The sequence below is a fragment of the Candidatus Chazhemtobacterium aquaticus genome, assembly GCF_009936135.1.
Classification (GTDB): Bacteria; Patescibacteriota; Microgenomatia; order UBA1400; family Chazhemtobacteraceae; genus Chazhemtobacterium; species Chazhemtobacterium aquaticus.
Window position 1 is genome coordinate 436,664 of the sequence record NZ_CP047901.1, and the last position, 21,628, is coordinate 458,291.

Annotated in this window: 25 protein-coding genes and 1 pseudogene; 19 read left to right on the plus strand and 7 right to left on the minus strand. The window is 44.5% G+C overall.

Annotated elements, in window-relative coordinates; translation table 11 throughout:
* Positions 1 to 144 precede the first annotated feature (144 nt).
* Entirely contained in the window at positions 145 to 786 is a 642-nt protein-coding gene (gene trmD, locus MICH65_RS02325; protein ID WP_161931815.1) for a tRNA (guanosine(37)-N1)-methyltransferase TrmD, read from the minus strand.
* Positions 787 to 833: 47 nt separating this feature from the next.
* On the opposite strand from trmD, the gene MICH65_RS02330 reads away from it, so the two are divergent.
* Positions 834 to 1,184: a hypothetical protein gene (locus tag MICH65_RS02330; protein ID WP_161931816.1), complete on the plus strand. Its 351-nt coding sequence runs from the start codon at positions 834 to 836 to the stop codon at positions 1,182 to 1,184.
* Positions 1,185 to 1,342: 158 nt separating this feature from the next.
* Here MICH65_RS02330 and MICH65_RS02340 read toward each other — a convergent pair whose 3' ends face one another.
* The 3 genes from MICH65_RS02340 to MICH65_RS02350 are packed head-to-tail and all read right to left on the minus strand — an operon-like array spanning position 1,343 to position 3,951.
* Positions 1,343 to 2,950, minus strand: a complete 1,608-nt coding sequence (locus MICH65_RS02340) for a putative ABC transporter permease subunit (RefSeq protein ID WP_161931818.1) — start codon at positions 2,948 to 2,950, stop codon at positions 1,343 to 1,345.
* Positions 2,947 to 3,657 (minus strand): ABC transporter ATP-binding protein, encoded by a 711-nt coding sequence (locus MICH65_RS02345; RefSeq protein WP_161931819.1) that lies wholly within the window; start codon positions 3,655 to 3,657, stop codon positions 2,947 to 2,949. Before MICH65_RS02345 ends, MICH65_RS02340 begins: the two co-directional genes overlap by 4 nt.
* A 30-nt stretch (positions 3,658 to 3,687) precedes the next feature.
* Complete coding sequence (locus tag MICH65_RS02350) at positions 3,688 to 3,951, minus strand: hypothetical protein (protein ID WP_161931820.1); 264 nt, start codon at positions 3,949 to 3,951, stop codon at positions 3,688 to 3,690.
* A 54-nt stretch (positions 3,952 to 4,005) separates the two neighbouring features.
* Here MICH65_RS02350 and MICH65_RS02355 point away from each other — a divergent pair, with 54 nt between their 5' ends.
* The 8 genes from MICH65_RS02355 to MICH65_RS02390 all read left to right on the plus strand — a co-directional run bounded on the left by MICH65_RS02355 (position 4,006) and on the right by MICH65_RS02390 (position 9,340).
* Positions 4,006 to 4,608 carry a superoxide dismutase gene (locus MICH65_RS02355; RefSeq protein ID WP_161931821.1) on the plus strand — a complete coding sequence of 201 codons (603 nt, stop codon included), beginning with the start codon at positions 4,006 to 4,008 and terminating at the stop codon, positions 4,606 to 4,608.
* Positions 4,601 to 5,002: a cytochrome b5 domain-containing protein gene (locus MICH65_RS02360; RefSeq protein ID WP_161931822.1), complete on the plus strand. Its 402-nt coding sequence runs from the start codon at positions 4,601 to 4,603 to the stop codon at positions 5,000 to 5,002. Before MICH65_RS02355 ends, MICH65_RS02360 begins: the two co-directional genes overlap by 8 nt.
* Before the next feature lie 75 nt (positions 5,003 to 5,077).
* The gene (locus MICH65_RS02365) at positions 5,078 to 6,304 is read left to right on the plus strand and encodes a glycosyltransferase (RefSeq protein ID WP_161931823.1); all 1,227 of its coding nucleotides are present in this window, start codon (positions 5,078 to 5,080) and stop codon (positions 6,302 to 6,304) included.
* On the plus strand, positions 6,304 to 6,561 hold the full coding sequence (locus MICH65_RS02370) for a DUF4342 domain-containing protein (RefSeq protein ID WP_161931824.1): 258 nt from the start codon (positions 6,304 to 6,306) through the stop codon (positions 6,559 to 6,561). The genes MICH65_RS02365 and MICH65_RS02370 overlap by 1 nt, the downstream gene beginning before the upstream one ends.
* A 6-nt stretch (positions 6,562 to 6,567) precedes the next feature.
* Positions 6,568 to 7,272, plus strand: coding sequence for a pseudouridine synthase (locus MICH65_RS02375; RefSeq protein WP_161931825.1), 705 nt, complete (start codon positions 6,568 to 6,570; stop codon positions 7,270 to 7,272).
* A 29-nt stretch (positions 7,273 to 7,301) separates the two neighbouring features.
* Entirely contained in the window at positions 7,302 to 7,979 is a 678-nt protein-coding gene (locus MICH65_RS02380; protein WP_161931826.1) for a hypothetical protein, read from the plus strand.
* Positions 7,980 to 7,997: 18 nt separating this feature from the next.
* A complete protein-coding gene (locus MICH65_RS02385) occupies positions 7,998 to 8,465 on the plus strand; it encodes a TspO/MBR family protein (RefSeq protein ID WP_161931827.1) in 468 nt (155 codons plus the stop codon).
* Positions 8,466 to 8,908: 443 nt separating this feature from the next.
* Positions 8,909 to 9,340, plus strand: coding sequence for a hypothetical protein (locus MICH65_RS02390; RefSeq protein ID WP_161931828.1), 432 nt, complete (start codon positions 8,909 to 8,911; stop codon positions 9,338 to 9,340).
* A 14-nt stretch (positions 9,341 to 9,354) separates the two neighbouring features.
* Here the strand turns inward: MICH65_RS02390 and MICH65_RS02395 are convergent, their stop codons facing one another.
* Entirely contained in the window at positions 9,355 to 10,506 is a 1,152-nt protein-coding gene (locus MICH65_RS02395) for a hypothetical protein (protein WP_161931829.1), read from the minus strand.
* 38 nt (positions 10,507 to 10,544) lie between these two features.
* Between MICH65_RS02395 and MICH65_RS02400 the strand changes: the two genes are divergently transcribed.
* The 3 genes from MICH65_RS02400 (at position 10,545) to MICH65_RS02410 (ending at position 13,210) form a co-directional block, all read left to right on the plus strand.
* Entirely contained in the window at positions 10,545 to 11,255 is a 711-nt protein-coding gene (locus MICH65_RS02400) for a glycosyltransferase family 2 protein (RefSeq protein ID WP_161931830.1), read from the plus strand.
* A gap of 10 nt (positions 11,256 to 11,265) precedes the next feature.
* Positions 11,266 to 12,753, plus strand: a complete 1,488-nt coding sequence (locus MICH65_RS02405; RefSeq protein ID WP_161931831.1) for an ArnT family glycosyltransferase — start codon at positions 11,266 to 11,268, stop codon at positions 12,751 to 12,753.
* Between the two features lie 175 nt (positions 12,754 to 12,928).
* Positions 12,929 to 13,210 (plus strand): hypothetical protein, encoded by a 282-nt coding sequence (locus MICH65_RS02410; RefSeq protein ID WP_161931832.1) that lies wholly within the window; start codon positions 12,929 to 12,931, stop codon positions 13,208 to 13,210.
* A gap of 1 nt (position 13,211) precedes the next feature.
* Here the strand turns inward: MICH65_RS02410 and MICH65_RS02415 are convergent, their stop codons facing one another.
* Together MICH65_RS02415 and MICH65_RS02420 are read right to left on the minus strand one after the other, a co-directional pair.
* Positions 13,212 to 14,342: an ATP-binding cassette domain-containing protein gene (locus tag MICH65_RS02415; RefSeq protein WP_161931833.1), complete on the minus strand. Its 1,131-nt coding sequence runs from the start codon at positions 14,340 to 14,342 to the stop codon at positions 13,212 to 13,214.
* 262 nt (positions 14,343 to 14,604) lie between these two features.
* Positions 14,605 to 14,850 carry a hypothetical protein gene (locus MICH65_RS02420; protein ID WP_161931834.1) on the minus strand — a complete coding sequence of 82 codons (246 nt, stop codon included), beginning with the start codon at positions 14,848 to 14,850 and terminating at the stop codon, positions 14,605 to 14,607.
* Between the two features lie 379 nt (positions 14,851 to 15,229).
* On the opposite strand from MICH65_RS02420, the gene MICH65_RS02425 reads away from it, so the two are divergent.
* From MICH65_RS02425 to MICH65_RS02455, 7 genes and pseudogenes are all read left to right on the plus strand, one after another.
* On the plus strand, positions 15,230 to 16,750 hold the full coding sequence (locus MICH65_RS02425; protein WP_161931835.1) for a hypothetical protein: 1,521 nt from the start codon (positions 15,230 to 15,232) through the stop codon (positions 16,748 to 16,750).
* A gap of 70 nt (positions 16,751 to 16,820) precedes the next feature.
* Positions 16,821 to 17,231 carry a glycosyltransferase gene (locus tag MICH65_RS02430; protein WP_256375686.1) on the plus strand — a complete coding sequence of 137 codons (411 nt, stop codon included), beginning with the start codon at positions 16,821 to 16,823 and terminating at the stop codon, positions 17,229 to 17,231.
* A 162-nt stretch (positions 17,232 to 17,393) separates the two neighbouring features.
* Positions 17,394 to 17,669, plus strand: a pseudogene (locus tag MICH65_RS02435) (bifunctional 3,4-dihydroxy-2-butanone-4-phosphate synthase/GTP cyclohydrolase II); the annotation flags it as partial.
* 5 nt (positions 17,670 to 17,674) lie between these two features.
* Positions 17,675 to 18,214: a DUF84 family protein gene (locus MICH65_RS02440; protein ID WP_161931838.1), complete on the plus strand. Its 540-nt coding sequence runs from the start codon at positions 17,675 to 17,677 to the stop codon at positions 18,212 to 18,214.
* 97 nt (positions 18,215 to 18,311) lie between these two features.
* Entirely contained in the window at positions 18,312 to 19,322 is a 1,011-nt protein-coding gene (locus MICH65_RS02445) for a DHH family phosphoesterase (RefSeq protein ID WP_161931839.1), read from the plus strand.
* Positions 19,323 to 19,325: 3 nt separating this feature from the next.
* Positions 19,326 to 20,084: a glycosyltransferase gene (locus MICH65_RS02450; protein WP_161931840.1), complete on the plus strand. Its 759-nt coding sequence runs from the start codon at positions 19,326 to 19,328 to the stop codon at positions 20,082 to 20,084.
* A gap of 1 nt (position 20,085) precedes the next feature.
* On the plus strand, positions 20,086 to 21,624 hold the full coding sequence (locus MICH65_RS02455; RefSeq protein WP_161931841.1) for an ArnT family glycosyltransferase: 1,539 nt from the start codon (positions 20,086 to 20,088) through the stop codon (positions 21,622 to 21,624).
* Positions 21,625 to 21,628 lie beyond the last annotated feature (4 nt).

Here is a 21,628-nt window from a genome sequence, read left to right on the forward strand (position 1 = left end):
TGGATCATGCATCAGCTTGGCTACTGTGAGTGTGAATGTGCTCGGTGTGAGCAAGGATACCATTGCGGCCGGGCCGACAAAGGCTGCCACTTCTTCGAAGGCAGCTAATCCTCACTTTCCATCCGCACAAGGGCGGCAAAAAAACTACCTTTTGCCGCTCTTTTCTTTTCTCCACTTCTCAATCTCAGCGTGATTCCCCTCAAGCAATACCTCGGGTACCTTCCACCCTTTGTACTCACTTGGCCTGGTGTACTGAGGATACTCTCTCTTCCCTGGCTCACTATATGACTCCTCACTTAAGGACTCAGGGTTACCCAATACTCCAGGAATCAGCCTCACTATACTATCCACCACCACCATCACTGGCAGCTCTCCTCCCGTTAATACATACTCACCAATCGAATACACTTCATCAGCGATTTCCTCATGAACCCGATGATCTATTCCTTCATAGTGTCCCGCAATCAGGATTAGGTGTTTTTCTTTACTCATCTTCACTGCCTCATTCTGGCTATATATTTTTCCTTTAGTTTCAAGCAAAATTACTTTTGTTTCTTTACTTCGCAGACTACTTACTGCCTTGTCGATTACATCCACTCTCATCACCATTCCTGCCCCACCGCCATACGGAGGCGCATCTACGCTTCTGTGTTTGTCCTCAGTCCACTCACGCAAGTCATGTATCTTAATATCAACCTGCTTTTGATCAATCGCTCGCTTCACGATGCTCTCGCCAAAAGGACCCACAAACATTTCAGGAAATATGGTCAGAATATCTATTTTCATGGTTCAATTATACCTTTCTTGTTCTGTCCTATATACTATACCCACTAATGCTACCCAAAACTCCCCACTCCCTCATACCTATATCCGTCCTTTATCTACCCTTTCTATCGCTTTACTTGTTTGAACTCGTTGTCACTTTTATTGGTTTCGCCCTAGGTCGATATGGCGACAAGTATCTTGGCAATCTAGATAAGCTCTGGATTATTCCCAATCCTCACCACTGGATCTGGGGTGCCCTCCTTATATTCCTTGGCGGTTTTGGGTCTACCTCATTTTTGGGACTCACCTCCATCTGTTTTGGTATTGGTGTTTTCGTAAGTGACCTAAACGACTTTCTCCACCTGTGCTTTTTTGGTGAAGAGCCCCCTCATCAATGGAAATTCTGGCACATCAACTAACTCTTCTTATTACCTCTTTCTGTTTTGTTCAATCTCTCTTTCTCCATCTCCTTTTTGTTCACCCAGATTCTTCTCTGGAAATGATTAACCACATTCCACCAGGGGCTTCTAAAACCTAGTGGTTTAAAACCTCCCCTCACGTTTAGCTGTTTTCCCATTTAAAACTCATACTTACTAATTCTGACTCTAGCCAACCAATACGATACGCCCACCATCAGTGTCCCCATACCCACACCTGCCATTATTGTCAGATAATCAAGGTTACCGTTTTCTAGTGCCTTGTTGGCTGTAAAGACAGACCAGGCGATAATGATAAGAGAGACACCAAGAGCCATCAGTCCCGACATGCTCGTACTCACCTTATCTGGTTGATCCGCCAATTTAAACAATGGTGAAATCATTCCCCACAGGTTTAACAACAGCACTAAGCTAATTACCAAAACTCCCGTAAAAGCAAACATCCACAACAGTCTTGTCATCTCAAACGGCATAATCAGCCACACCAAACTTGATATTAAAACCAGCGGCAAACCAAGTATCAAAGCCGCCTTCAGTTTGTCTCCAATAATATTCCCTCTTCCCATCCCTATACTCATCAGCCACCAACTCACCTTTCCTTCTCTGGCCATCAGTGGGAATACCACCCTTAAGCCAAAAGCCGTTACGAAAAAAAGCAACCATCCAAGAGCAGCCACCATAATCTCTACCTCAAACTTTCTTGACCAATAGCTACCCTTAGTTGCCTGGCCCAGTAACACAAAGAATGCTACCGCCATTCCCATCAACAACACTCCATAACCCCACTCAGTCGGAGTTCGCAACACTCCGATAATATCTTTCTTTACCAGACCACCACTCTTTAACAAATTAAAGCCATATCTTTTCTCTCTATCTTCTCTTTCTTGGCTTAACTGCCACAACCTTCTCATCGTCTCCTTCTCTATTAACCAAGCTATTATCATCATTAACATCGACACTGCCAACACCCACCAGTTTTGGGCAAAATCAAAGAGCATAGAAGCCATCCATGAACTTGGCCACCACTCAGACAGTAATGGTAGGGCAGTATAAATATTCATAAACTGCTCTATTTCACTTGAGTAAAGTGTTTTTAATTGCCCAGGAAAAATTACTTTCAATATTAACCAGGTACTTACTCCAAAAAAACCCAATACGCCAATCACACTCACACCACCCCGTATCCTTACCCACCATCTGCCTGTGGCATAAACCAACCCGCTTCCGACAGCTGTCACCATCATTGCCATCACCAGTCCAACTAGTAACACTCTACCAACTAGGGTCGCATTTACTCCCCAATCAAAAGCCATAAAGTAAGCCAACATCAGTGGAAGCAAGCCGACTAGCACCAACACCCAGTTCATCAACACTGTTTTTACCATTCCCCAGAAAGCCAGCACTCCTTTTTTGATAGGTAAAACAAGCAAGTACTCCATCTCGGCATTTTTATTTGCCATCCTGGTCAAATTGCTTGTCACCGCACTACCAAGACCCAACCAAGCGATTACCAGCAGCCCTGCTTTAATTAAATAAAGGGCGGTTAGCTCTCCATAGTTTTCATACTGGGCCAGGTTGCTCATGTACCCCCATGACCACAGCCAGATAAATCCGGCTACCAACACTGCCAATCCAGCAAACCCAACCAGTACCACTAGCTTAGTTAGCAGTTGTTCTCTAAACCAACCCTTAACCTGTTTTGCTTCGTTAAAAGCAATTAGTTTAATCTGATTTAAAGCCTCACTCATAGAGCTTTTTCGTAAACCTTTTCAATTTTGATTTTGTTACTCAGTTTTTCCTCTGCCACTATCTTTCCCTCACTCATCACTCCCACCCTGTTGGCATACTTGCTGGCAAAGTCGAGTGTGTGAGTGGCAAACAGCACCGCCCCACCATCCTTAGCAAACTTGACCAATCTCTCTCCAAACACCCTTATACTCACCGGATCAAGTCCCACAATCGGCTCATCGATTATTAATAGTTTAGGCTCGCCAAGCAGAGCTGCTAGAAAGGCAGTTTTCTGCAAGTTACCTCTTGAGTATCCATCCATTCTTCCTTCTAGAATTTTCTCAATATCAAACAATTTCATCAGTTGTTCTACTCTCACTCTTACTTCAGCTTCCCGCATTCCCTTAAGTCTTCCGGTCAAGTAAAGCAGCTCCTTGCCGCTCAAATATCCATAACCCTCCGGCTTATCTGGTACATAACCGATTAACCTTTTTGCCCCTATCGCCTCACCCTTGATTTGATTACCCAGTATCGATATCTCTCCCTTATCTATCCTAAGCAGTCCCACAATCATCTTCATCAAAGTCGTCTTACCTGATCCATTAGGTCCAATCAAAGCATAAATATCCCCGGCTCCAATCTTCATCTCTACTGCCCTTACAGCCGCGGTCCTGCCGTAGTTTTTTGATACTCCCTTAATCTCTAAAATTATTTCTTTTTCTTTCATACCTACCACTATATCAACAACCTCCAACCATCATATCTTTCTGCTCCTAAGCAAAAACAAATACCCCTTTTCCAGAGCCAGTAAGCCAGTCACGATCAGGATTAACTTGCTGTTAAGCTCGTGTATCATCCGCCAGTTCTGATATCCGGTTATCTCCAGCCATTTCTTATCTCCCCCTATTGCCTCGCCAGAGATGTACTGCAGTCCTAGTATCAGTACCAACATCAACCAGTGGTTCTTAACCGACCACATCACCATTTTTGTTATCATTGCTTTAATCTTTTCCCTTTCCATATCTTTATCCTAACTTACTTGACACCCCTCTACAATCTGCTAACTTAGATATATATGATCCAAGTTCTTCCCACCCTAAAATATTCCTACTCTGATCTTGAGCCTTACATTGACGCCAGGACCATGGAGCTTCACTACACTAAGCATCATCAAGGGTACATCGACAAACTAAATGCCGCTCTTGAGGGTACTAAGTACGCTGACCAACCCTTAGAGCAATTGTTCACCAAACTAGACTCATTGCCCGACTCACTTGCCTTAGCCGTTAGGAATCATGGTGGAGGGCATCTCAACCATTCTCTTTTTTGGTCAATTCTTACTCCCAACAAGCAGGAGCAATTACCCAACTTGCTTTCCTCAGCTATCAACTCGACCTTTACCGACCTTGACACCTTCAAGCAACAATTCACCCAAGCCGCCGCATCTCACTTTGGTTCCGGCTGGGCCTGGCTTGTTAAGGACAACGATCGTCTAAAAGTTATTACCACTCCCAATCAAGACTCTCCCCTCATTCAAGGACTGACCCCGATCTTAGGTCTAGACCTCTGGGAACATGCCTACTATCTTAAATACCAGAATCGTCGGGTTGAGTACATCGATGCTTTTTGGAATATTGTTGACTGGTCTCAAGTTGAGCAGAATTTAAATAATGCTTAAAAAAGCAATATCTCCAGTTATTGCCTCACTACTTTTATCCGCTTGTTCATTAAATCCCATCTCAGAGCTTACCCCCACCCCTACCAGCACCATCTCTCCCTCGCTAGATCAGGAAGCCACTCCCTTTAAAGAGCCAGAAAACTCCACTCAAGCCTACACCATGGAAGAAGTTGTCACTCATGACTCCGCCGACAGTTGTTGGTTAGTTATTCAAGGACAAGTCTATGACGTCACTTCTTTTGTCTCCAATCACCCCGGCGGGGAAGCCATCCTCGAGGGTTGTGGTCAGGATGCCACTGTATTGTTTAATACTCGCCCTATGGGTTCAGGCACTCCTCACTCAGATGGTGCCCGGATCACTCTTGAAACCTACCTTATCGGCACGCTTGAATAACAGGTCATAAACCCAATTTCACATCAACCGGACCGGTTCTTCCAAAAACCAAGCCTCTGGGGGTATACTCAACCCATGGCCAGCAAAAACAAACCCACCGTCGTCGTCATCATCCCCACCTACAATGAAGCCGACACCATCGGCGACATGATCACCCATCTTTTCACCAAGACCTTCCCTACCATCAAGGACTACCAGATGCACCTGCTTGTCGTTGATGACACCTCTCCTGATGGCACCTACAAGATTGTTAAGAGTCATCAAAAGAAATACCAAAATCTTCACCTGCTGACCAATCCCAAAAAAGCCGGCATCGGTTATGCCTACATCGTTGGTTTCAAGCACGCCATGACCAAACTCAAGGCCGACTTTGTTTTTGAGTTTGATGGCGACTTCCAGCACCCACCCAAGATGATCCCCCAGATGCTTGAGCAAGCCACTCAGGGTTTCGACGTTGTCATTGGTAGTCGCAAAATCAAAGGCGGCAGCAACCCCAAAGGTTGGGGTTTCAAACGCGTCATGTTTTCAGAGCTTGGTGGTTTAGTCGCCCGCTTCATTCTCTTCTTCCCGGGTAAAAATTTCTTAAAAGTTACCGATCCCACCACTGGGCTTAGGTTGACCCGAGTCAAAGGTTTTCTTGATCAGGTTGATTTTGATCACTTCTACAGCCTTGAGTTTTCCTACAAACTCCAACTTCTCTACCAGCTAATCAGCCTTAACCCTAAGTTTAAAGAGTTACCTCTTCAGTTTGGACTGCGTGAAAAAGGGGAGAGCAAGATCAAAGGTAGCACTTTAGTAGATAGCTTAAGAACTGCTCTTCTTACCCGTATCAACGATCCTGCTACCAAAAAATTCTTGAAATTTGCCGTTGTCGGTTTCACCGGCTTTGTCGTCAACTCTTTAGGGTTAGAGTTTTTTAGAAGAAGCGGTCTGGCTGACTCTCTCTCTGCCTCCTTTACTGCTTATACTTCTACCCCAGGATTAAGTTTGCTTGCCAATCCCAACTCCTGGTCAGGTGGCTTGGGTGCTGAGCTTGCCATCATCAGCAACTTTATATTAAACAACTTCTGGACTTTCTCCTCAGACCGCATCACCAATCCCTTCAAGTTTCTCTACAAGTTTCTCCAGTTTAATCTGACCTCCTTTGGTGCCGTCATCATCCAGTTTATAGCCATCGGCCTGGCCACTCTCGCCTTTGGTGACACCACCCTGGTTCGCCAGCTTGCTTTAGTCCTCTCCATCGGCTTTTTAATCCTTCCTTACAACTGGCTCATGTACAATTTAGTCATCTGGAGGAAATAATGGCTACTAAAGCAAAAACCACCACCACCGAGGAGTTTAAAGTTTCTGGCGATCAGCTGCTTAAAAAAGTCAAAGACCTGATCCATCAAGGTAATATTCGCCGTATCACCATTAAGGATCAGCAGGGCAAAACCATCCTCATCATCCCTCTAAGCATCGGTGTTATCGGCGCAGTCCTTGCTCCCCCTCTGGCTGCCATTGGTGCCGTTGCCGCCCTCATAACCGAGTGCACCATTACCGTCGAGCGGGAAAAATAGCTTTTCATGATTCGCTTAAATAAATATCTCTCCCAGCAAGGGCTTGCCTCCCGTCGCCAAGCCGATACCCTTATCTCCCAAGGCAAAGTTCTGGTCAATGACCAGCCTGCCAAACTAGGTACCACCGTTGATCCCGACAAAGACACGGTTAAATTCTTAGGCAAAGTCGTTGTCTCAAACAAACCGGAACTCGAGACCTATCTTGTCTACAAGCCTCTAGGTTACGTCTCTACCACCAGCGATCCCCAAGGCCGACCCACCGTCACCTCTTTAGTCAAAAGCTCTACTCGCCTTTATCCCATCGGTCGTCTCGATCAGGACTCAGAAGGTTTGATTCTACTCACCAATGATGGCGATCTTGGCTTTAAACTTACTCATCCCAAGCACCAAATCCCCAAAACATATCATGCCCTAGTTACCGGCAACGTTACCCCCACCAAATTAAACCGCCTTCGCCGTGGCGTCATGCTTAAAGATGGCCGCACTGCTCCTGCCCAGATCGAGGTCATCAGGCCTCAAGGCAACAAAAGCTTGCTCTCCATCACCATCTTCGAGGGCAGAAATCGGCAGATTCGTCGCATGTTCTCTACTCAGAAGCTAGAAGTTGAGAAATTAAAACGAGTTGCCATTGGTGAACTTGAGCTTGGTGACCTCAAGCCGGGAGATTCAAAAAAGCTTGACACCAAAGACTTGTCTAGTTTGCTACACTAGATCAAGAACACCAATTAGCTGCTCTGTTAATGAATACACTCTTTGTTTCTTTGTTACTCTCCTTTCTTGTGTTTACCTCTCCCTCCGTTATTTTTGCTGCAAGTGATAACGCTCAACAGCAAGGTAATACCAACACCATTCAGGTTCAAAACCAAGGCGAAGATCAGCAACTTGAGGTGGCCAACCAACAACAACAGCAGGAGCCTAACGATGCCACCACCGGTGGGCGCAAATCAGATGTTAGTATTGCCAACCGAGGAGCCACCGCCAGCGAGCATTTAAGTATTGTCGCCCAGCAAGTCGACAACCTTCTATCTTTTCCTGACCGTCGTGGCGGTATTGGTGATCAAGTCAGAGTCATTGCCCAGGAACAAGAGCAGATTCAAGAGCGGGTTCGCGAAAGCCTAGAACAACTCGAAAATCGCCCCCGGTTTATGGTCAAGCTATTCGGTCCCAACTACAAGGCTATCAATCGGCTTCAAGCCACCATTGAACAAAATGAGCAGTTGGTCGAAGAGCTCCTCATTCTTCAGGAAAACGCTCTTTACCCAGCTGAAAAAGAGGACTTGAGCTCAGCCATCACCGCTCTTGAGCAACAAAATACCCTTCTTTTCCAGCAGATCCAGCTTTCCTCTGGTGACAACGGTTTCCTTGGTTGGGTTTTCCGCTTCTTCTCTCAATCTGCTCCTACTTACAGCAGCATTTAACATTTATATCCTCACCTCGTGAACAAACCTCTTCGCTTAATTATTTCCCTTGGTACACCCTTGTTAGTCGGTTTTGTTGGTAGCTACTTCACAACTCCCAATATCCCCACCTGGTACGCAACCTTGACCAAACCAGCCCTTAATCCGCCCAGTTGGGTCTTTGCTCCTGTCTGGACCGCTCTCTATCTACTCATGGGCTATGCCTTCTACCTCATCTGGACTCAAAAAACCAAGCTTAACAAAACCCATGCATACGTTCTTTTCTTCATCCAACTTTTCCTAAATTTAATCTGGTCCTATCTCTTCTTTGCTCTTCGTCTTCCCCCTCTGGCTTTAGTTGAGATCATCATTCTTTGGTTAGCCATTTTACTAACCATCATTAAGTTTAAAGCCATCAACAAGCTAGCCGCCTACCTTCTCATCCCCTATATCCTCTGGGTTAGCTTCGCCACCTATCTTACCTTTCAGGTTGTTTTGCTTAATTAAATCGAGACTATTGTTACCTCGACGCGTTTGCACTGATCACACAATCGAAGTTTATGATGATAAATATTGAGCCAATTCGCTCGCTTTCCATCCTATATTCCGCACTAAATTACAACGGATATGACAAAGAAAACAACCCAAAGGGTATGCACCCACTTCGTGTCTGGGTTAGAAAAGAATTAAGTTTGAAAAAAACAGACAGGTTTAATTTTGAGTGACATCCATATCAGTACACTAAAGCAGTCTTAACAACCGATAACCTAGTTCCTACTCAGTCAACTAACAAAAATTTTCTGCCAGCAATTGACTATCTAAACAAGTTCGCTCAAGAATCTGGCTTTGACGAAATCTGGCCACGAGTTGAAAGTGAGACCAATGAAGTGCTGGATCAATACAGGCCATTAATAAAGGAAACCATCAAAAAAGTTGATGATTGTTTTGATATGGACAAAGAAGCCAAAACAATGTGGTTTTCTGTGAATTTACTCGAGTCATTTTTAAGAGGTTTCTCTATTCAAACCAAAGACAAGACTGTTATTATTACTGGACCATCAGACAAACCCAATATCAGCAACTTAATCCACGAATACATTCATACATATCTTCACAACCAAAGTTTTAATAATCAGATTGACGACCAAATCTACAGCCAGATTCCCAAAGATGTGCAAAATAACTACCCCAGGGAAATCATTACAGAAGAATGCTTAGTTCGAGCCATTGAGGTCTTCCTAAGCAAACACGGCAACATATCAGGACAAATCGAATTAGATAATCAGGCCAAATCTCTATTATTCCTCGAAATATACTTAAATAAACTAGAAGATATTAAACCTAAAAAAATCTCAATCAATGTATTGCAACAAGTCTTGTAACCCACTTTATATCACTAAAGATACTGCCCCCAGTTATCTATCGCCATTGTGTTGTTAAGCATAAAGTTCCAGCTGTATAGCAGTATCGGAATTACCAGTAGTAGCAGTATTACCTTAAACTCTTTTTTCCGCATCTCCTCCTCCCAGCCAATCAAAACTAGAGGAAAGATGGGCAGAATATACCGGGCAATATCCCGGTGAGCCACCAACAAGGTTGAGACAAAAAAGACGCCACTAAAAACAGCCAGTTCTTTCAAGTTTTTCTTCCACAGCTTCATTACTCCCAGTCCATAGATTAGCCAGATAAAGATGATTTCCTCCAGCCAGAACTCACCCGTCCACACCTGTCCCTTGGGGGCAAAGATGCTAAATGGAGGCAGGAACAAATGGAAATTATCACCGCTATTAAAGTAAGCCCAGAAGTCACCGGTTTGTAGATAGTAAAAGTAAAACAGTCCCAGCGCTGCTAGAGGCATTAGCAGTAGGGGATAGGCACTCAAAATTTTCCTCATCTCCACCTTTTTTCTTGTCCACATCTCAATTAGGAAATACAAACCATAACCTACAAACAGCAATATCCCTGGCGACTTAGTCAACTGAGCCAAGGCTCCAAACAAACCTGCCAACCAATACTTCTTCTCCCTAAAGTAAACCAAAGACATTAGGATAAAAGCGATAAACCAGGGTTCAGGACTACCCACCGCTTTCACCACTACCCATCTGGCCGGCAGTAGCAAGAACACTACACCCAACCAACCCATGTTTTTAATCCCTACCGACTTCATTAACTTAAAGAAAGCCAGAGTAGCCAGAACACTTCCAAGCAAGGTTGCCACCAGCATTGCCCAGGTTCCTGGCATTACCAAATCAAACACCGACACGATGGCAGGATACAGCGGCAAGTGAGCTGGATAATACTCAAGCGGTAAAGGATTGGAAAAATTATTTCTAATATACTCCCCGTCATACCAACTCCTGGCAATAATTAGGTAGTTAGTTCCGTCAAAATTGGCAAACACCGTCTCCATACCAGAAGAAAAATCAAAACCCCAACCAGGCAAACTCTCAATCCTTAACCAAAATGGCAACCACAACAGCAAAGTTGATACGATGGTAAGTACTACCACCATCCATCTGCTCGAGTATCCTTTAACTATTGACCTCATTATTTCTAATCTTACCTCATTTGCTATACTAACAACCAATGCCAGCTGTAAACAAAGTTCCCGAGCTATCTCTCTTTCTTCCTGCATATAACGAGGCCGATAACATCAAGAAAACCGTTCTTGATGCCGACAAGGTTCTAAAAAAAGTTGCCCGCAAATACGAGATCCTCGTTATAGACGACGGCTCCAAAGACAACACCGGTGCCATTGTTAAATCCTTAATCAAGAAGAATAAAAACGTTCGTCTCATTACCCACAAACCTAACCGAGGCTATGGCGGTGCTTTTAAATCAGGTCTTTACGGCGCCCGCTACCAGTTAGTTTCCTTCATAGACTCCGATGGTCAGTTTGACTACTCGGAAGTAACCAAGTTTATACCCCTCCTTAAGGACAACGACCTAGTCATTGGTTACCGTATCAAACGCCAGGATAACTTCTTTAGAGTTCTTAACGCCAATCTCTGGAAGCTTTGGATGTGGTTGCTCTTTGGTCTCTGGGTCAAGGACATTGACTGCGCCTTCAAGGTCATCAAGAAGCCGGTCATCGACAGTATTACCTTAACCACTGAGTCAGCCCTCACCTCAGCCGAGTTTCTCATTCGGGTTCGCCAAGCTGGTTACAAGTTAGCCGAGGTTGGTGTCCACCACTATCCCCGTACCGCTGGTGAGCAAACCGGCGCCAACCCCAAAGTCATTCTCAAAGCCTTTGCTCAGTCTCTGCGCCTCTGGTACCACATGAACTTAAGCTAGTTTATACGACATGAAACCACCCCGTTTTCTTCGTTCCATTCCCCGTCAAGAACTTTTCTTCATCTCCCTCATCCTTCTCCTTGCCTTAAGCCTTCGCCTCTACCGCATCGATGATTACCTCACTTTCCTAGGTGATGAAGGCCGCGATGTCAGAGTGGTTCGCAATATTCTTCAAGGCGATCCCGCCTTTATCGGTCCTCAGACCAGTATCGGCAATATGTATCTAGGCCCTCTCTACTACTACATGATGGCTCCTTTTTTATTGTTATGGAACTTCAATCCCGTCGGTCCGGCTATCATGGTTGCCCTGCTTGGTACCCTGACCGTTGCCTTTACCTGGTGGGTTGGTCGTACTTGGTTTTCTCCCTTAGCCGGTTTAATCGCCGCCTTTTTGTTTAGCATCTCGCCAGTTGCCATCATCTACAGCAAGTCTTCTTGGAACCCCAATCCCATGCCCTTCTTTGCTCTTCTTGCTTTCTGGTCTCTCTACCAAGCCTGGCAGAATCGCCGTTTCCTCTACCTTCTAGTCTTAGGTATTAGTGTCGCCTTCGCCCTTCAAATGCACTACCTTGGTTTACTCCTCTTCCCCCCTCTTGGTCTTCTTTGGTTGGTTGCCCTAAAACGTTACTGGAACACCAAGGATCGTTACTCATTTGTTAAGCTTAGTCTCTTGGGTTTCCTTTCTTTTCTTCTGCTCATGAGTCCTCTGCTTCTTTTTGATATCAAGCACGACTTTCCCAATTATCAGGCCTTTACCGCCTTTTTCACCAATCGTCAGACTACCATCAACTTAAATCCGCTTAACTCAGACCGTTTCCTCTTGGTCCTAAACAAACTCACCGATGACCTGGTTATGGCCACCTCTCACTCATATCTGACTCTGGCCAGTGTCACTCTTATTACCCTCTCCCTCTTCTACCTTATCCGTACCTCCAAAGACAAAAAAAACTTCCTCACACTCCTCCTCTGGGTTGTTACAGGGTACCTGGGACTGGTTGTCTACAAGCAACACGTCTATGCCCACTACTTTGGATTTCTTTTCCCTGCCTACTATCTCTTGTTAGGTGTTCTTCTCTCCCGCCTTATTTCCTCCTCTCTACCAGCCCGTTTCCTAGCTGTTGCCCTTCTCTTATCCCTCTCCTATATATATCTTCAACACTCACCCTTACACTCTCCACCCAACAATCAGCTGTCAAGAACACAGGCGGCTGTTGACCAGATCATCTCTGCCAGTGGTGGCCAAGAATTCAACTTTGCCCTCATCGCCAAGCGAAACTACGACGAGTCCTACCGTTATTTCTTTGAGCTAAAACAAGCACCCTTGGTTAGGGGAGAGGATCGGCTCACCGACCAGCTTTTTGTCATCTGCGAAGATGGTGATGCCTGTCAGCCGGAAGGTAATCCTCAGTACCAGGTTGCCATCTTTGGCCCCGCTCATGTAGTTGAGTCTTGGCAATTAGACCACCTAAAACTCTACAAACTCATTCCCAGTCAATAAAAAACCCGGACAGCTTTTTTCTTTCCGAGCTATTCTGGACGTTTTGGTCACATTTTGTCACAAGCTAGGGATTCCGGTGAAAACTAATTAATATATTTTTTACCTCATTCTCGCTTGTTTTACTATCAACTTATAAGAAGAGGCACCTTATGGAGCTAACACTTTCGATTTCAATATGTGGATCAAGGTGGGACTAAAGTATCCGATTTATTTTATAGATAAAGTGTTGTGTGATTATCGTATCCACAAAGAGCAGGTCAGCGAACTTCATTGGAGAAGAAAAGAAAAACCGACAGGTAAGATTGGTACTTATTTAGAAACAATCGGTGTTATAGCGAAACTATTGGACAATAAAAAATTAAAAGACTCCAAGACAAAAACATTCTTCTTAGAGAGATTATCAGAGATTGACAATGAACTTGCTAATCTACTAAAACAAGTAGTTCCAGATTTATAAACTAGAGTGCACCAAGGAGTTCCTCCTTGAAATGTTCTCCTTCTGAAGGAGTTCCCATCAATTTTGAAAGTCTTTTTTTGGAAATTACATAAGATTTACCTACACCAATATTTCTCAAGAAGCTAATATCATGTGATACAACTAAAACTGCTCCTTGGAATTCCTGTAAAACTATCTCTATCTGTTCAATCGATTCAATATCCAAATTATTTGTTGGCTCATCCAAAACCAATAAATCCACAGGCTGAACGACCATCATGGCGAGTGCTAATCTTGCTGTTTCACCACCACTCAACACCGATGCCCTTTTGTTTACTTCCGGAGTTTCTCTAAAAAGGAATCGTGCCAAATATTGTCGTAATTCACCTGGTGGAATAAAAGGCGCAACCCTTTGAGCATTTTCCAAGACAGATTGACCGCGATCAACTATCGCATACCGTTGATCAAGAAGTTGGACATTAATATCTTGTGCTAGTTGAATATCGCCAGTTGTTACTACATAATCCAGACCTAGAATTCCTTTAATCCAAGTTGTTTTTCCAGACCCGTTGTTCCCAAATAAGGCTATTCGATCTCCAAAACTAATATCCATACTTCCGTCTTCAATCACAACCATATCGCCATAAGAACAGGAAACATCACGAGCTGAAATTAGCCGCTTGCCTCTGTGAGCATCAGACTCTACTAAATTAGGTCTAATCTTGGCGGGCGTTTTTCTTTTAACTGCCTCTAGCTGTTCAAGGATCTCGTTTCTTTTACCCTCAGAAACACGCTTTTTCCTCCCAGCGGTTTTTGTAGCCCTTTCTTTGAAATAATGTGCACGAACCTTATCTAGATCATCAGGCTTTCTTGTTAAGTCCTTTCTTGCGCTATGAGCCACTCTTTGTTTTTCTTTTTCTATTTGCTTCTTGGCTTTTCTGACCTCACCACTCAAACGAACGACCTCCCTTTCTCTAGCAGCCTCTTGTAAACCTTTTTGTTCTTTGTAAAACTCATAATTACCACCATACGGCTGTATAAAACCATCAGCAAGTTCCCATGTACTTGTTGTAACTTCGTTTAAGAAATCACGGTCATGAGATACGACCAAAAGCCCTCCTTGCCATTCAGAGATAAATTCTCTCAGCCACAAATTTGCATGCAAGTCTAGGTGATTTGTAGGTTCGTCTAATATGAGGTAAAGAATCAAAAACTATTTTATAATCTTCAATCAATTTATGCCTGTCTGAATCACTTCGTTCAATCAATGCAACTAATTGTATACTCTCATGGCGATAATAATACTCAAGGACAAAATAATAGTGAATTCTAAAAAATACTCAAAACTCTACAAACTCGTTCCTGGTCAACAAAAACCCTGATGGGTAAGGTCTTCCACCAGGGCTTTAAAAACTTCACAAGATCAAGATCGCCAACACTTGGGTTGCCGGATAGAGTAGGCTGACCACGATCAGCAACCAGCCCAAAGCCTCGACCCCTTTTCCTGGATCCTCAGGTAAGCGCTTACTTGCCATCAGATCAACAACTCCTTCGGCCAGAAAAATCATCGAGATGATCCACAAGCCAGCAGACTCGCCGATAGATAGCAGAAATACCGCTACCATCAGCACAACGGCCAAGAACATTGTCCACGCTTTCATTTCTACTCCAATCTCTATAGAAAGAGCAATGCCCTATATAATATCTCAGTTATAGGACTTAATCAAACTCGTGTATAGCTCACACGCTCTTCGGAATTTGGCTGTTAATGAACCGGATCAAACTCAGGTAGCTAAGAGAACTGTGCGGTCTTTTGTATCTGTAATCGTACCAGGCATAGCTGTTAAGTTTGGCTTCTACTGATATTTTATTAATACATAAATAAAGTGAAGCAGTACAGCACAACCCTATAACTTGACAGGTTTGCCTTGAGGATATAGAATTAAATTATGGTTAACCAAGAAAAAAGCTTGGTGGTTAGCCTCATAAGAGGTTAGGATTTTTGCCCGCAACTATGCGGGTTTTTTGTAATATTAATTTATGGATGAAAATAAAATGGTAGAAAGAGGCAGGCAAATAGACACCAATGAGGTTCGGGAACAAAGTACTGGCTTAAAGGAAGATCAATCTAATGTAGAGATGAGAGGACAGGGTGTGTCTAGAAGGACTTTTCTGAAACTGGGTGCAGCTGCGGCAGCATTGGCGGCTGCAGAGAGAATAGGGTTGGTTCGAGTTGAGGCCCAAGAGGGAGAAGGTTACATCGTAACCAGATTGCCGGATGTAGACATGAGTGAGGCTGAGTTAGCTTCGGCCAATGACACAGATGGTGTGATTGAGATGGAAGCCAACTCACCATTAAGTAGGTTGGCAATCGGACTACAAGAAAGAGTAAACGAGGCAAATAGTGGAGGAACTGAGAGAGCCGCTTTAAACGTATCCCTGGTTGGTGATAGTGCACCGGCAGCTTTGGCAAGAGCCAGAGGAACAGCACTACCATATATGGAGATTAAGAGTGACCAGACAAGAGCGGGAGATTGGGTCTTAAGAGAAGGTAGTATCGTTTTCCCAAGACAAGTTGATGCTTACGGCGAGATTGAGTATGGCTACATGGAACCAGTGGAGGTACAAGGGTATGGCTTGACCAGACCTTTGTTAACCCCAGTGACCAGTGATTTAAGAAGGTATTTTCAAGACCTTGGATTGAGATCCCCATCCGTGGGTGACTGGGTGGCAATGACAGTAATCGATCGAGGAGACAGTGTCATTCCCGTATCCCTGGCTGTAACCAATCAAGCTGGAGAACCAATGGCCGTGGTTATTAGCTTTGGAGCAAACCAAGAAGCACCAGCGACACCAATACCGACTTTGGCGCCGGTAATGGGTGAGGTGGTGTTGATAGCGGAACCAGCTGTTGAGTACCAAGTTGATCCTACCGGAGAGATCATGGAGACAATGCCAAGAAAGTGGGACGAGGTTGAGATAGTGAATAACGGGGCGAGAATGGGTATACCCAATGGAGAGGTACCAGCCGGAGTTTACAATGACCCAAACGGCTTAACATACTTGGTAGGTAGATTTGAGCGGGTTTATCGAGGCGGCAACATAGAGAATGATAGTGATATTTGGTATGGTGAGTTACAAGTTCAAGGTCAGAGGGTAACTGTCATTATCGGAGAGGAGCAAAGTATTGTTGGGGTATCCGATCTAACAGGATGGAGCGAGGAGTATGGCGGGAGTCCGGGTGTGGCTATTAGCCAGAGACTTGTAAGCTTCCCAACTTTGCAAGTAGTAGAATATTTGCAGCAGAATCCTGGCATTCCAGTGATGTTGGAGTATGAGTGGGGAATTGAAGAACAGGTAAACGCTTTAAGAGGAAGAACTGACGAGATGGCTGTCCGAGCAGTTGAATCTTATGACACGCAGTATAGCATTACAGACACAGGTGATTTTATTCAAAGATCCAGGGCTAGCGGGGGCAATGTTAATTTAGATGGCATGATATTGTGGAGAGCTTTAACTTGGATGCCCGGAATGTTTAATTACGCGAACAGAAACGCATAAGGTCTTGAGGCGGGTAAGCGAAAATCTTGCGGCGTGACGGAACAAAAGGGTATCATTAGCAAAGCCATATATTGTTTATACGGGTAATTTGTATCCGCACAAAAACCTCCCCACCCTATTTAAAGCAATCAAATTATTGAATGGAAAAGTGAATCTTGCGATTGTATGTGCAAGATCAGTTTTTACAGAAAGAGCAGAAAAATATATCCAAAGAGAAAAAGTATCTAGATACGTTAAGTTTCTCGGCTATGTCCCTGATAAAGAATTGATTAGCTTATATTCCCAATCAGAGGCTTTAGTCCAACCTTCGCTTATTGAAGGATTCGGCTTGACGGGATTAGAAGCGATGGCCGTAAAAACTCCAGTGATTGCGGCCAATGCTTCTTGTCTACCAGAGGTTTACCAAAACGCAGCCTTGTTTTTTGAACCACTTGATTCAAATGATCTTTACAAAAAAAATTTTACTGCTACTCGAAAATAACAAAAAGAGGATTAATCTGGTTAAGAAGGGACAGAAACTAATAAAAAAATTTTCTTGGAGAAAGATGGCTAAGCAAACAGTAAATATCTATTTGAAAACAATTCAGGAGTGATCCCTTAGCAGAGCTGTTATACCAACACTAATTAAACGTATCACTTACAGAACAAAGGGTTGGATACAGTCGAAGCAAACGAACGTCTGGGGTTTCCAGCGGAACTTAGGGAATACTTACCGGTTCGCGATATTCTGGTGGATCTACAAGTCAAAACCATCACCCTGATGACCAACAACCCTGACAAAATACGTAAGCTAACAGATTTAGGAATCGTGATTAACGACTACTCACCGCTGGAGACAAAACCTGGAATATACAATCAGCGGTATTTAAAAACAAAAAAGCAAAATGAATCATCGGTTACAAAAGGTGTAATAATATGACACATATGAAAGTTGTTTTAGGTTCCACTAGCGATAGTAAAATTCAAATACTCAAAGATACTCTGCAGCCCATGTCAAGGCAAAATCTTGAGATATCTGGAGTTGAGGTAGCGTCGGGGGTTGCTGACCAACCACTAGATGAGACGACCACAATACAAGGAGCTATCAATCGTGCCAAAAATGCGCTTAGTAAAACACAAGGTTATGATTTTGCGGTTGGACTTGAGGGAGGTTTACATGATGTGGTAAACATGGGCTACTTCCTGATCTGTGCCGCCGCCATCTATGACAAAACGAACCATCTCTCACTCGGCATCGGAGGTAAACTTCAACTCCCCGTTGAAGTTTCATCCAGAGTCAAAGCGGGAGAGCAATTTGGAGTAGTAATCCGCGAATATGAACAAAAACATCAAACCGATCCTCAAGCACTTCTGCTTATCCAAGCACTCATATCCAGAGAGAAAGCTTTTAAGCAAGCCATCCAAAACGCATATTTGGCATATAAAAATAAACACCATTTTAGTCAATTCTCATCAGCCTCTTAATATCTACAAGATAGTTTTTGGCTAATTCTCTTATATGTTTTGAGTTATTCACTCAATATGTGATTAGGTCTAGACCTCACAAACCTGTACAATAGCCTTGTTAGCCATCAACATATTTATGAGTGTTCCCACCCCAGTTCTTAAGTCCATTATCGAAAACGACAGCTTTCTAGCTCATGCTCACCTAGGCCCTGATGCCGACTCCATCGGATCGACTTTGGCACTTAAACTAGGCCTTGAATCAGTCGGCAAGGTTGTCCATATTTACTGCGAAGACACCATTCCTGAATTTGCCTCCTTCCTACCTCATATTGACCAGTTTGCTGTCTCCACTCTTGAAGATGCTCTCAAAATCTATGACGCTGATATCTACCTCTCCCTCGACTCAGCCAAATGGGGGCTTATAACCCACCACACCCCGGTCCCTGAGCTTCACCTGCCTTTGGTTAACATCGATCATCACTCCGACAATCACCTGGATACTCCATTAGCCTGGGTTGATAGCCAGTACAGCTCCACCGCCGAGATGGTCTTCCATCTCCTTAATGAGTTGGAAATCGATATCACTCCCCAAATTGCCACCTGTTTACTTTTTGGAATCCTGGGCGACACTGGTGCTTTCCAGAATCTTAATACCGACAGCAACTCTCTGCGAATCGCTGCCATCCTTAAGGACAAGGGCGGCGACTATATCCAATGTCTGATTGAACTGACTCGCTCCCAGGAGTTTCTTGAGCTCAAAGCATGGCAGCCCCTTTTAGAGAATCTAACCCTCTCCTCTGACGGCAGTTTTGTTTACTCTACCCTCTCACCAGAGGAGATAGCTTCTCTAGAAAAATCACCCCAAATCGGTCTTTTTGCCAATGCCATTATCGGCAAGATCAACGGCACCAAGTTTGGCGCGGTTCTAGCTGAAAAACAGTCAGGTATCACCAAAGGAGCGCTACGCAGCCGTCATCCCGATACGGACGTCACCCTCATTGCCCGCCTTCTTTCCGGTGGTGGCCACCCCGGGGCCGCTGGTTTTCGCTTGCTCAAGCCCTTAAAGGAAGCCAAGCAGGATTTCCTCAATGCAGTCGAATATTTACAAAAACAGGGTAAAATCTAGAGTATGGCCAGCAAACCTCAGGTCTCTATCGTCATCCCCAACTACAACGAAGAACAAAACATCAAGCGTGGTGTTTTAGATCAAGTTGCCAGCTATCTCTCCAAAGCCAAGTTTACCTACGAAGTCATCATCTCCGATGATGGCAGCAGTGATTCGAGTCTAGATTTAGCCCTTGCCTTTGCTCGTAAGCACCCCCACTTTAGAGTTCTAAAAAACCCTCACGGTGGCAAAGCCGCCGCTGTCTATGCAGGTATCAAAGCAGCTAAGGGTGATGTTGTTCTCTTTACCGACATGGATCAAAGCACTCCTCTAAAAGAAATCGAAAAGTTGCTTCCTTGGTATGATCGCGGTTACCAGGTTGTTTTTGGTTCTAGAGGTAAGGCTAGAAAAAATTTCCCTTGGTACCGCCAGCTCACCTCCTGGGGCTTTCGTTTTGTCCGTCAGATCTTCTTGCTTCGTGACGTCACCGACACTCAATGCGGCTTCAAGTCCTTCAAGACCAAAGTAGCCCAGCAAATTTTCCCCAAGTTAGAGATCATCAATAAGGCTGGTACCACCAAAGGCTGGGTCGTCTCTGCCTTTGATGTTGAGCTTCTTTTTCTTGCTGAAAAATTTGGTTACAAGCTCAAAGAGGTCGATGTTACTTGGCGTGATGAGGACGTCGCCACCAACAAATCCAAAAACTTCTTCAAAGAATCAACCGATATGTTAAAGCAAATCCTGCGCGTCAAGTTAAACGACCTAAAAGGCGTCTACAACTAATATGGCCACTTCTTCCATTAAAACCCAACTCCGCCAACTTCTTGTGCCAAAAACCTTTCTTCTTCTTATCTTTCTCTTCGCTCTCTACTTTCTCACTCGGCTGATTAACCTCGATGCCATCCCTGTTTTTGCCGACGAAGCCATCTATATCCGCTGGGCCCAAATCATGAAGAACGAGCCAACCCTGCGTTTCTTGCCTCTCTCTGACGGCAAACAGCCTCTCTTTATGTGGCTAATCATTCCCTTTCTTAAGTTTGTCTCAGATCCAGTCATCGCCGGCCGTCTTACCTCAGTTGCCGCCGGTTTTGGTACTCTAGTTGGCTTACTCGCCTTAGTTTGGTACATCACCCGTTCCAGGTTTTCTGCTGTCTTAGCCGCCCTCCTCTATATCCTCACTCCTTATACCCTCTTTTTTGATCGCATGGCTCTAGCTGATAGCCTGCTTGCCATGTTCTCTGTCTGGTCGGCTTTCTTTGGTATCTTGCTTATCAACCACCCTCGGTTGGACTTAAGTTTATTACTAGGTTTTGTTTTGGGAGGAGCCTTTATCACCAAGTCACCCGGTCTCTTCTTTATCCTTCTTCAGCCCACATTGTTACTCATCGTTACCACCCGCCGCAAAACCCATTTCCTAAAAATTCTAAGTGGTTGGTTTATCGCCTTCCTGCTTGGATTCGCCATCTACAACATTCTTCGCCTAGGTCCCAATTTCCACCTTATATCCTCCAGAAACCTAGACTATATCTTTCCTGTCTCTGAAGCTATCACCCACCCGCTTAATCCCTTAACCGGCAATCTTAAGGCCACCTTCTCCTGGTTTACCCTGCTTCTTACCTGGCCTGTCTTCATTCTTCTTTTACTAAGTCCCTTTGCCAATGCCAAAAAATCTCCATATATCTTTGCCCTTATCTTCTGGAGCTTGCTCCCCCTCCTGGCCCAAGCCTTTGTTGCCAAGGTCTACACCCCTCGTTATCTGCTGTACATCATCCCTCTCCTCTTAGTCGTTACCACCATCTCACTCTCAGACCTAAGCAAACGTCTTAAGCCTCGTCTATTTTCTATTCTATTAGTCGTGGTCTTCGCCTTTCTCGGGTTTTCCTCATTCACTCTGTTAACTAATCCCACCCAAGCCAGACTGCCTGAACGAATGCGCTCCGGTTACTTCCGCGAGTGGACTGCCGGCTACGGCCTTAAAGAAATCGCCGCATATCTTGAACAACGCTCTCAGTCCGCCACCCTGGTTGTTGGCACTGAAGGCTACTTTGGCACTCTGCCCGATGGTCTTCAGATCTACACCGAGGGCAAGCCCAACATCACCGTTATTGGCGTTGGCCAGCCAGTCACCAAGTTACCCGAATCCCTCCTGAACTCTCTTGAAGAACACGAGGTTTACCTGCTGGTTAACAACACCCGTAATCTGCTAACTCCGATTGAGTTAACCAAGCTAGAACCCATCGCCACCTATCCTCGCCTACCTCCTCTCTCAGGTGAGGCCGAGTATCTTGAATTTTTCCGACTCCACCCTCAGCCGGTTCGTTAATTGG

What these genes read in the sequence shown, in the direction of transcription:
- MICH65_RS02330 (WP_161931816.1), top strand. Translation starts at nt 834, where the DNA reads ATGCTACCCAAAACTCCCCACTCCCTCATACCTATATCCGTCCTTTAT.
- MICH65_RS02355 (WP_161931821.1), top strand. Translation starts at nt 4,006, where the DNA reads ATGATCCAAGTTCTTCCCACCCTAAAATATTCCTACTCTGATCTTGAG.
- MICH65_RS02365 (WP_161931823.1), top strand. Translation starts at nt 5,078, where the DNA reads ATGGCCAGCAAAAACAAACCCACCGTCGTCGTCATCATCCCCACCTAC.
- MICH65_RS02400 (WP_161931830.1), top strand. Translation starts at nt 10,545, where the DNA reads ATGCCAGCTGTAAACAAAGTTCCCGAGCTATCTCTCTTTCTTCCTGCA.
- trmD (WP_161931815.1), bottom strand. Translation starts at nt 786, where the DNA reads ATGAAAATAGATATTCTGACCATATTTCCTGAAATGTTTGTGGGTCCT.
- MICH65_RS02350 (WP_161931820.1), bottom strand. Translation starts at nt 3,951, where the DNA reads ATGGAAAGGGAAAAGATTAAAGCAATGATAACAAAAATGGTGATGTGG.
- MICH65_RS02410 (WP_161931832.1), top strand. Translation starts at nt 12,929, where the DNA reads ATGTGGATCAAGGTGGGACTAAAGTATCCGATTTATTTTATAGATAAA.
- MICH65_RS02360 (WP_161931822.1), top strand. Translation starts at nt 4,601, where the DNA reads ATGCTTAAAAAAGCAATATCTCCAGTTATTGCCTCACTACTTTTATCC.
- MICH65_RS02450 (WP_161931840.1), top strand. Translation starts at nt 19,326, where the DNA reads ATGGCCAGCAAACCTCAGGTCTCTATCGTCATCCCCAACTACAACGAA.
- MICH65_RS02395 (WP_161931829.1), bottom strand. Translation starts at nt 10,506, where the DNA reads ATGAGGTCAATAGTTAAAGGATACTCGAGCAGATGGATGGTGGTAGTA.
- MICH65_RS02405 (WP_161931831.1), top strand. Translation starts at nt 11,266, where the DNA reads ATGAAACCACCCCGTTTTCTTCGTTCCATTCCCCGTCAAGAACTTTTC.
- MICH65_RS02455 (WP_161931841.1), top strand. Translation starts at nt 20,086, where the DNA reads ATGGCCACTTCTTCCATTAAAACCCAACTCCGCCAACTTCTTGTGCCA.
- MICH65_RS02370 (WP_161931824.1), top strand. Translation starts at nt 6,304, where the DNA reads ATGGCTACTAAAGCAAAAACCACCACCACCGAGGAGTTTAAAGTTTCT.
- MICH65_RS02345 (WP_161931819.1), bottom strand. Translation starts at nt 3,657, where the DNA reads ATGAAAGAAAAAGAAATAATTTTAGAGATTAAGGGAGTATCAAAAAAC.
- MICH65_RS02420 (WP_161931834.1), bottom strand. Translation starts at nt 14,850, where the DNA reads ATGAAAGCGTGGACAATGTTCTTGGCCGTTGTGCTGATGGTAGCGGTA.
- MICH65_RS02390 (WP_161931828.1), top strand. Translation starts at nt 8,909, where the DNA reads ATGGACAAAGAAGCCAAAACAATGTGGTTTTCTGTGAATTTACTCGAG.
- MICH65_RS02440 (WP_161931838.1), top strand. Translation starts at nt 17,675, where the DNA reads ATGAAAGTTGTTTTAGGTTCCACTAGCGATAGTAAAATTCAAATACTC.
- MICH65_RS02340 (WP_161931818.1), bottom strand. Translation starts at nt 2,950, where the DNA reads ATGAGTGAGGCTTTAAATCAGATTAAACTAATTGCTTTTAACGAAGCA.
- MICH65_RS02425 (WP_161931835.1), top strand. Translation starts at nt 15,230, where the DNA reads ATGGATGAAAATAAAATGGTAGAAAGAGGCAGGCAAATAGACACCAAT.
- MICH65_RS02375 (WP_161931825.1), top strand. Translation starts at nt 6,568, where the DNA reads ATGATTCGCTTAAATAAATATCTCTCCCAGCAAGGGCTTGCCTCCCGT.
- MICH65_RS02380 (WP_161931826.1), top strand. Translation starts at nt 7,302, where the DNA reads ATGAATACACTCTTTGTTTCTTTGTTACTCTCCTTTCTTGTGTTTACC.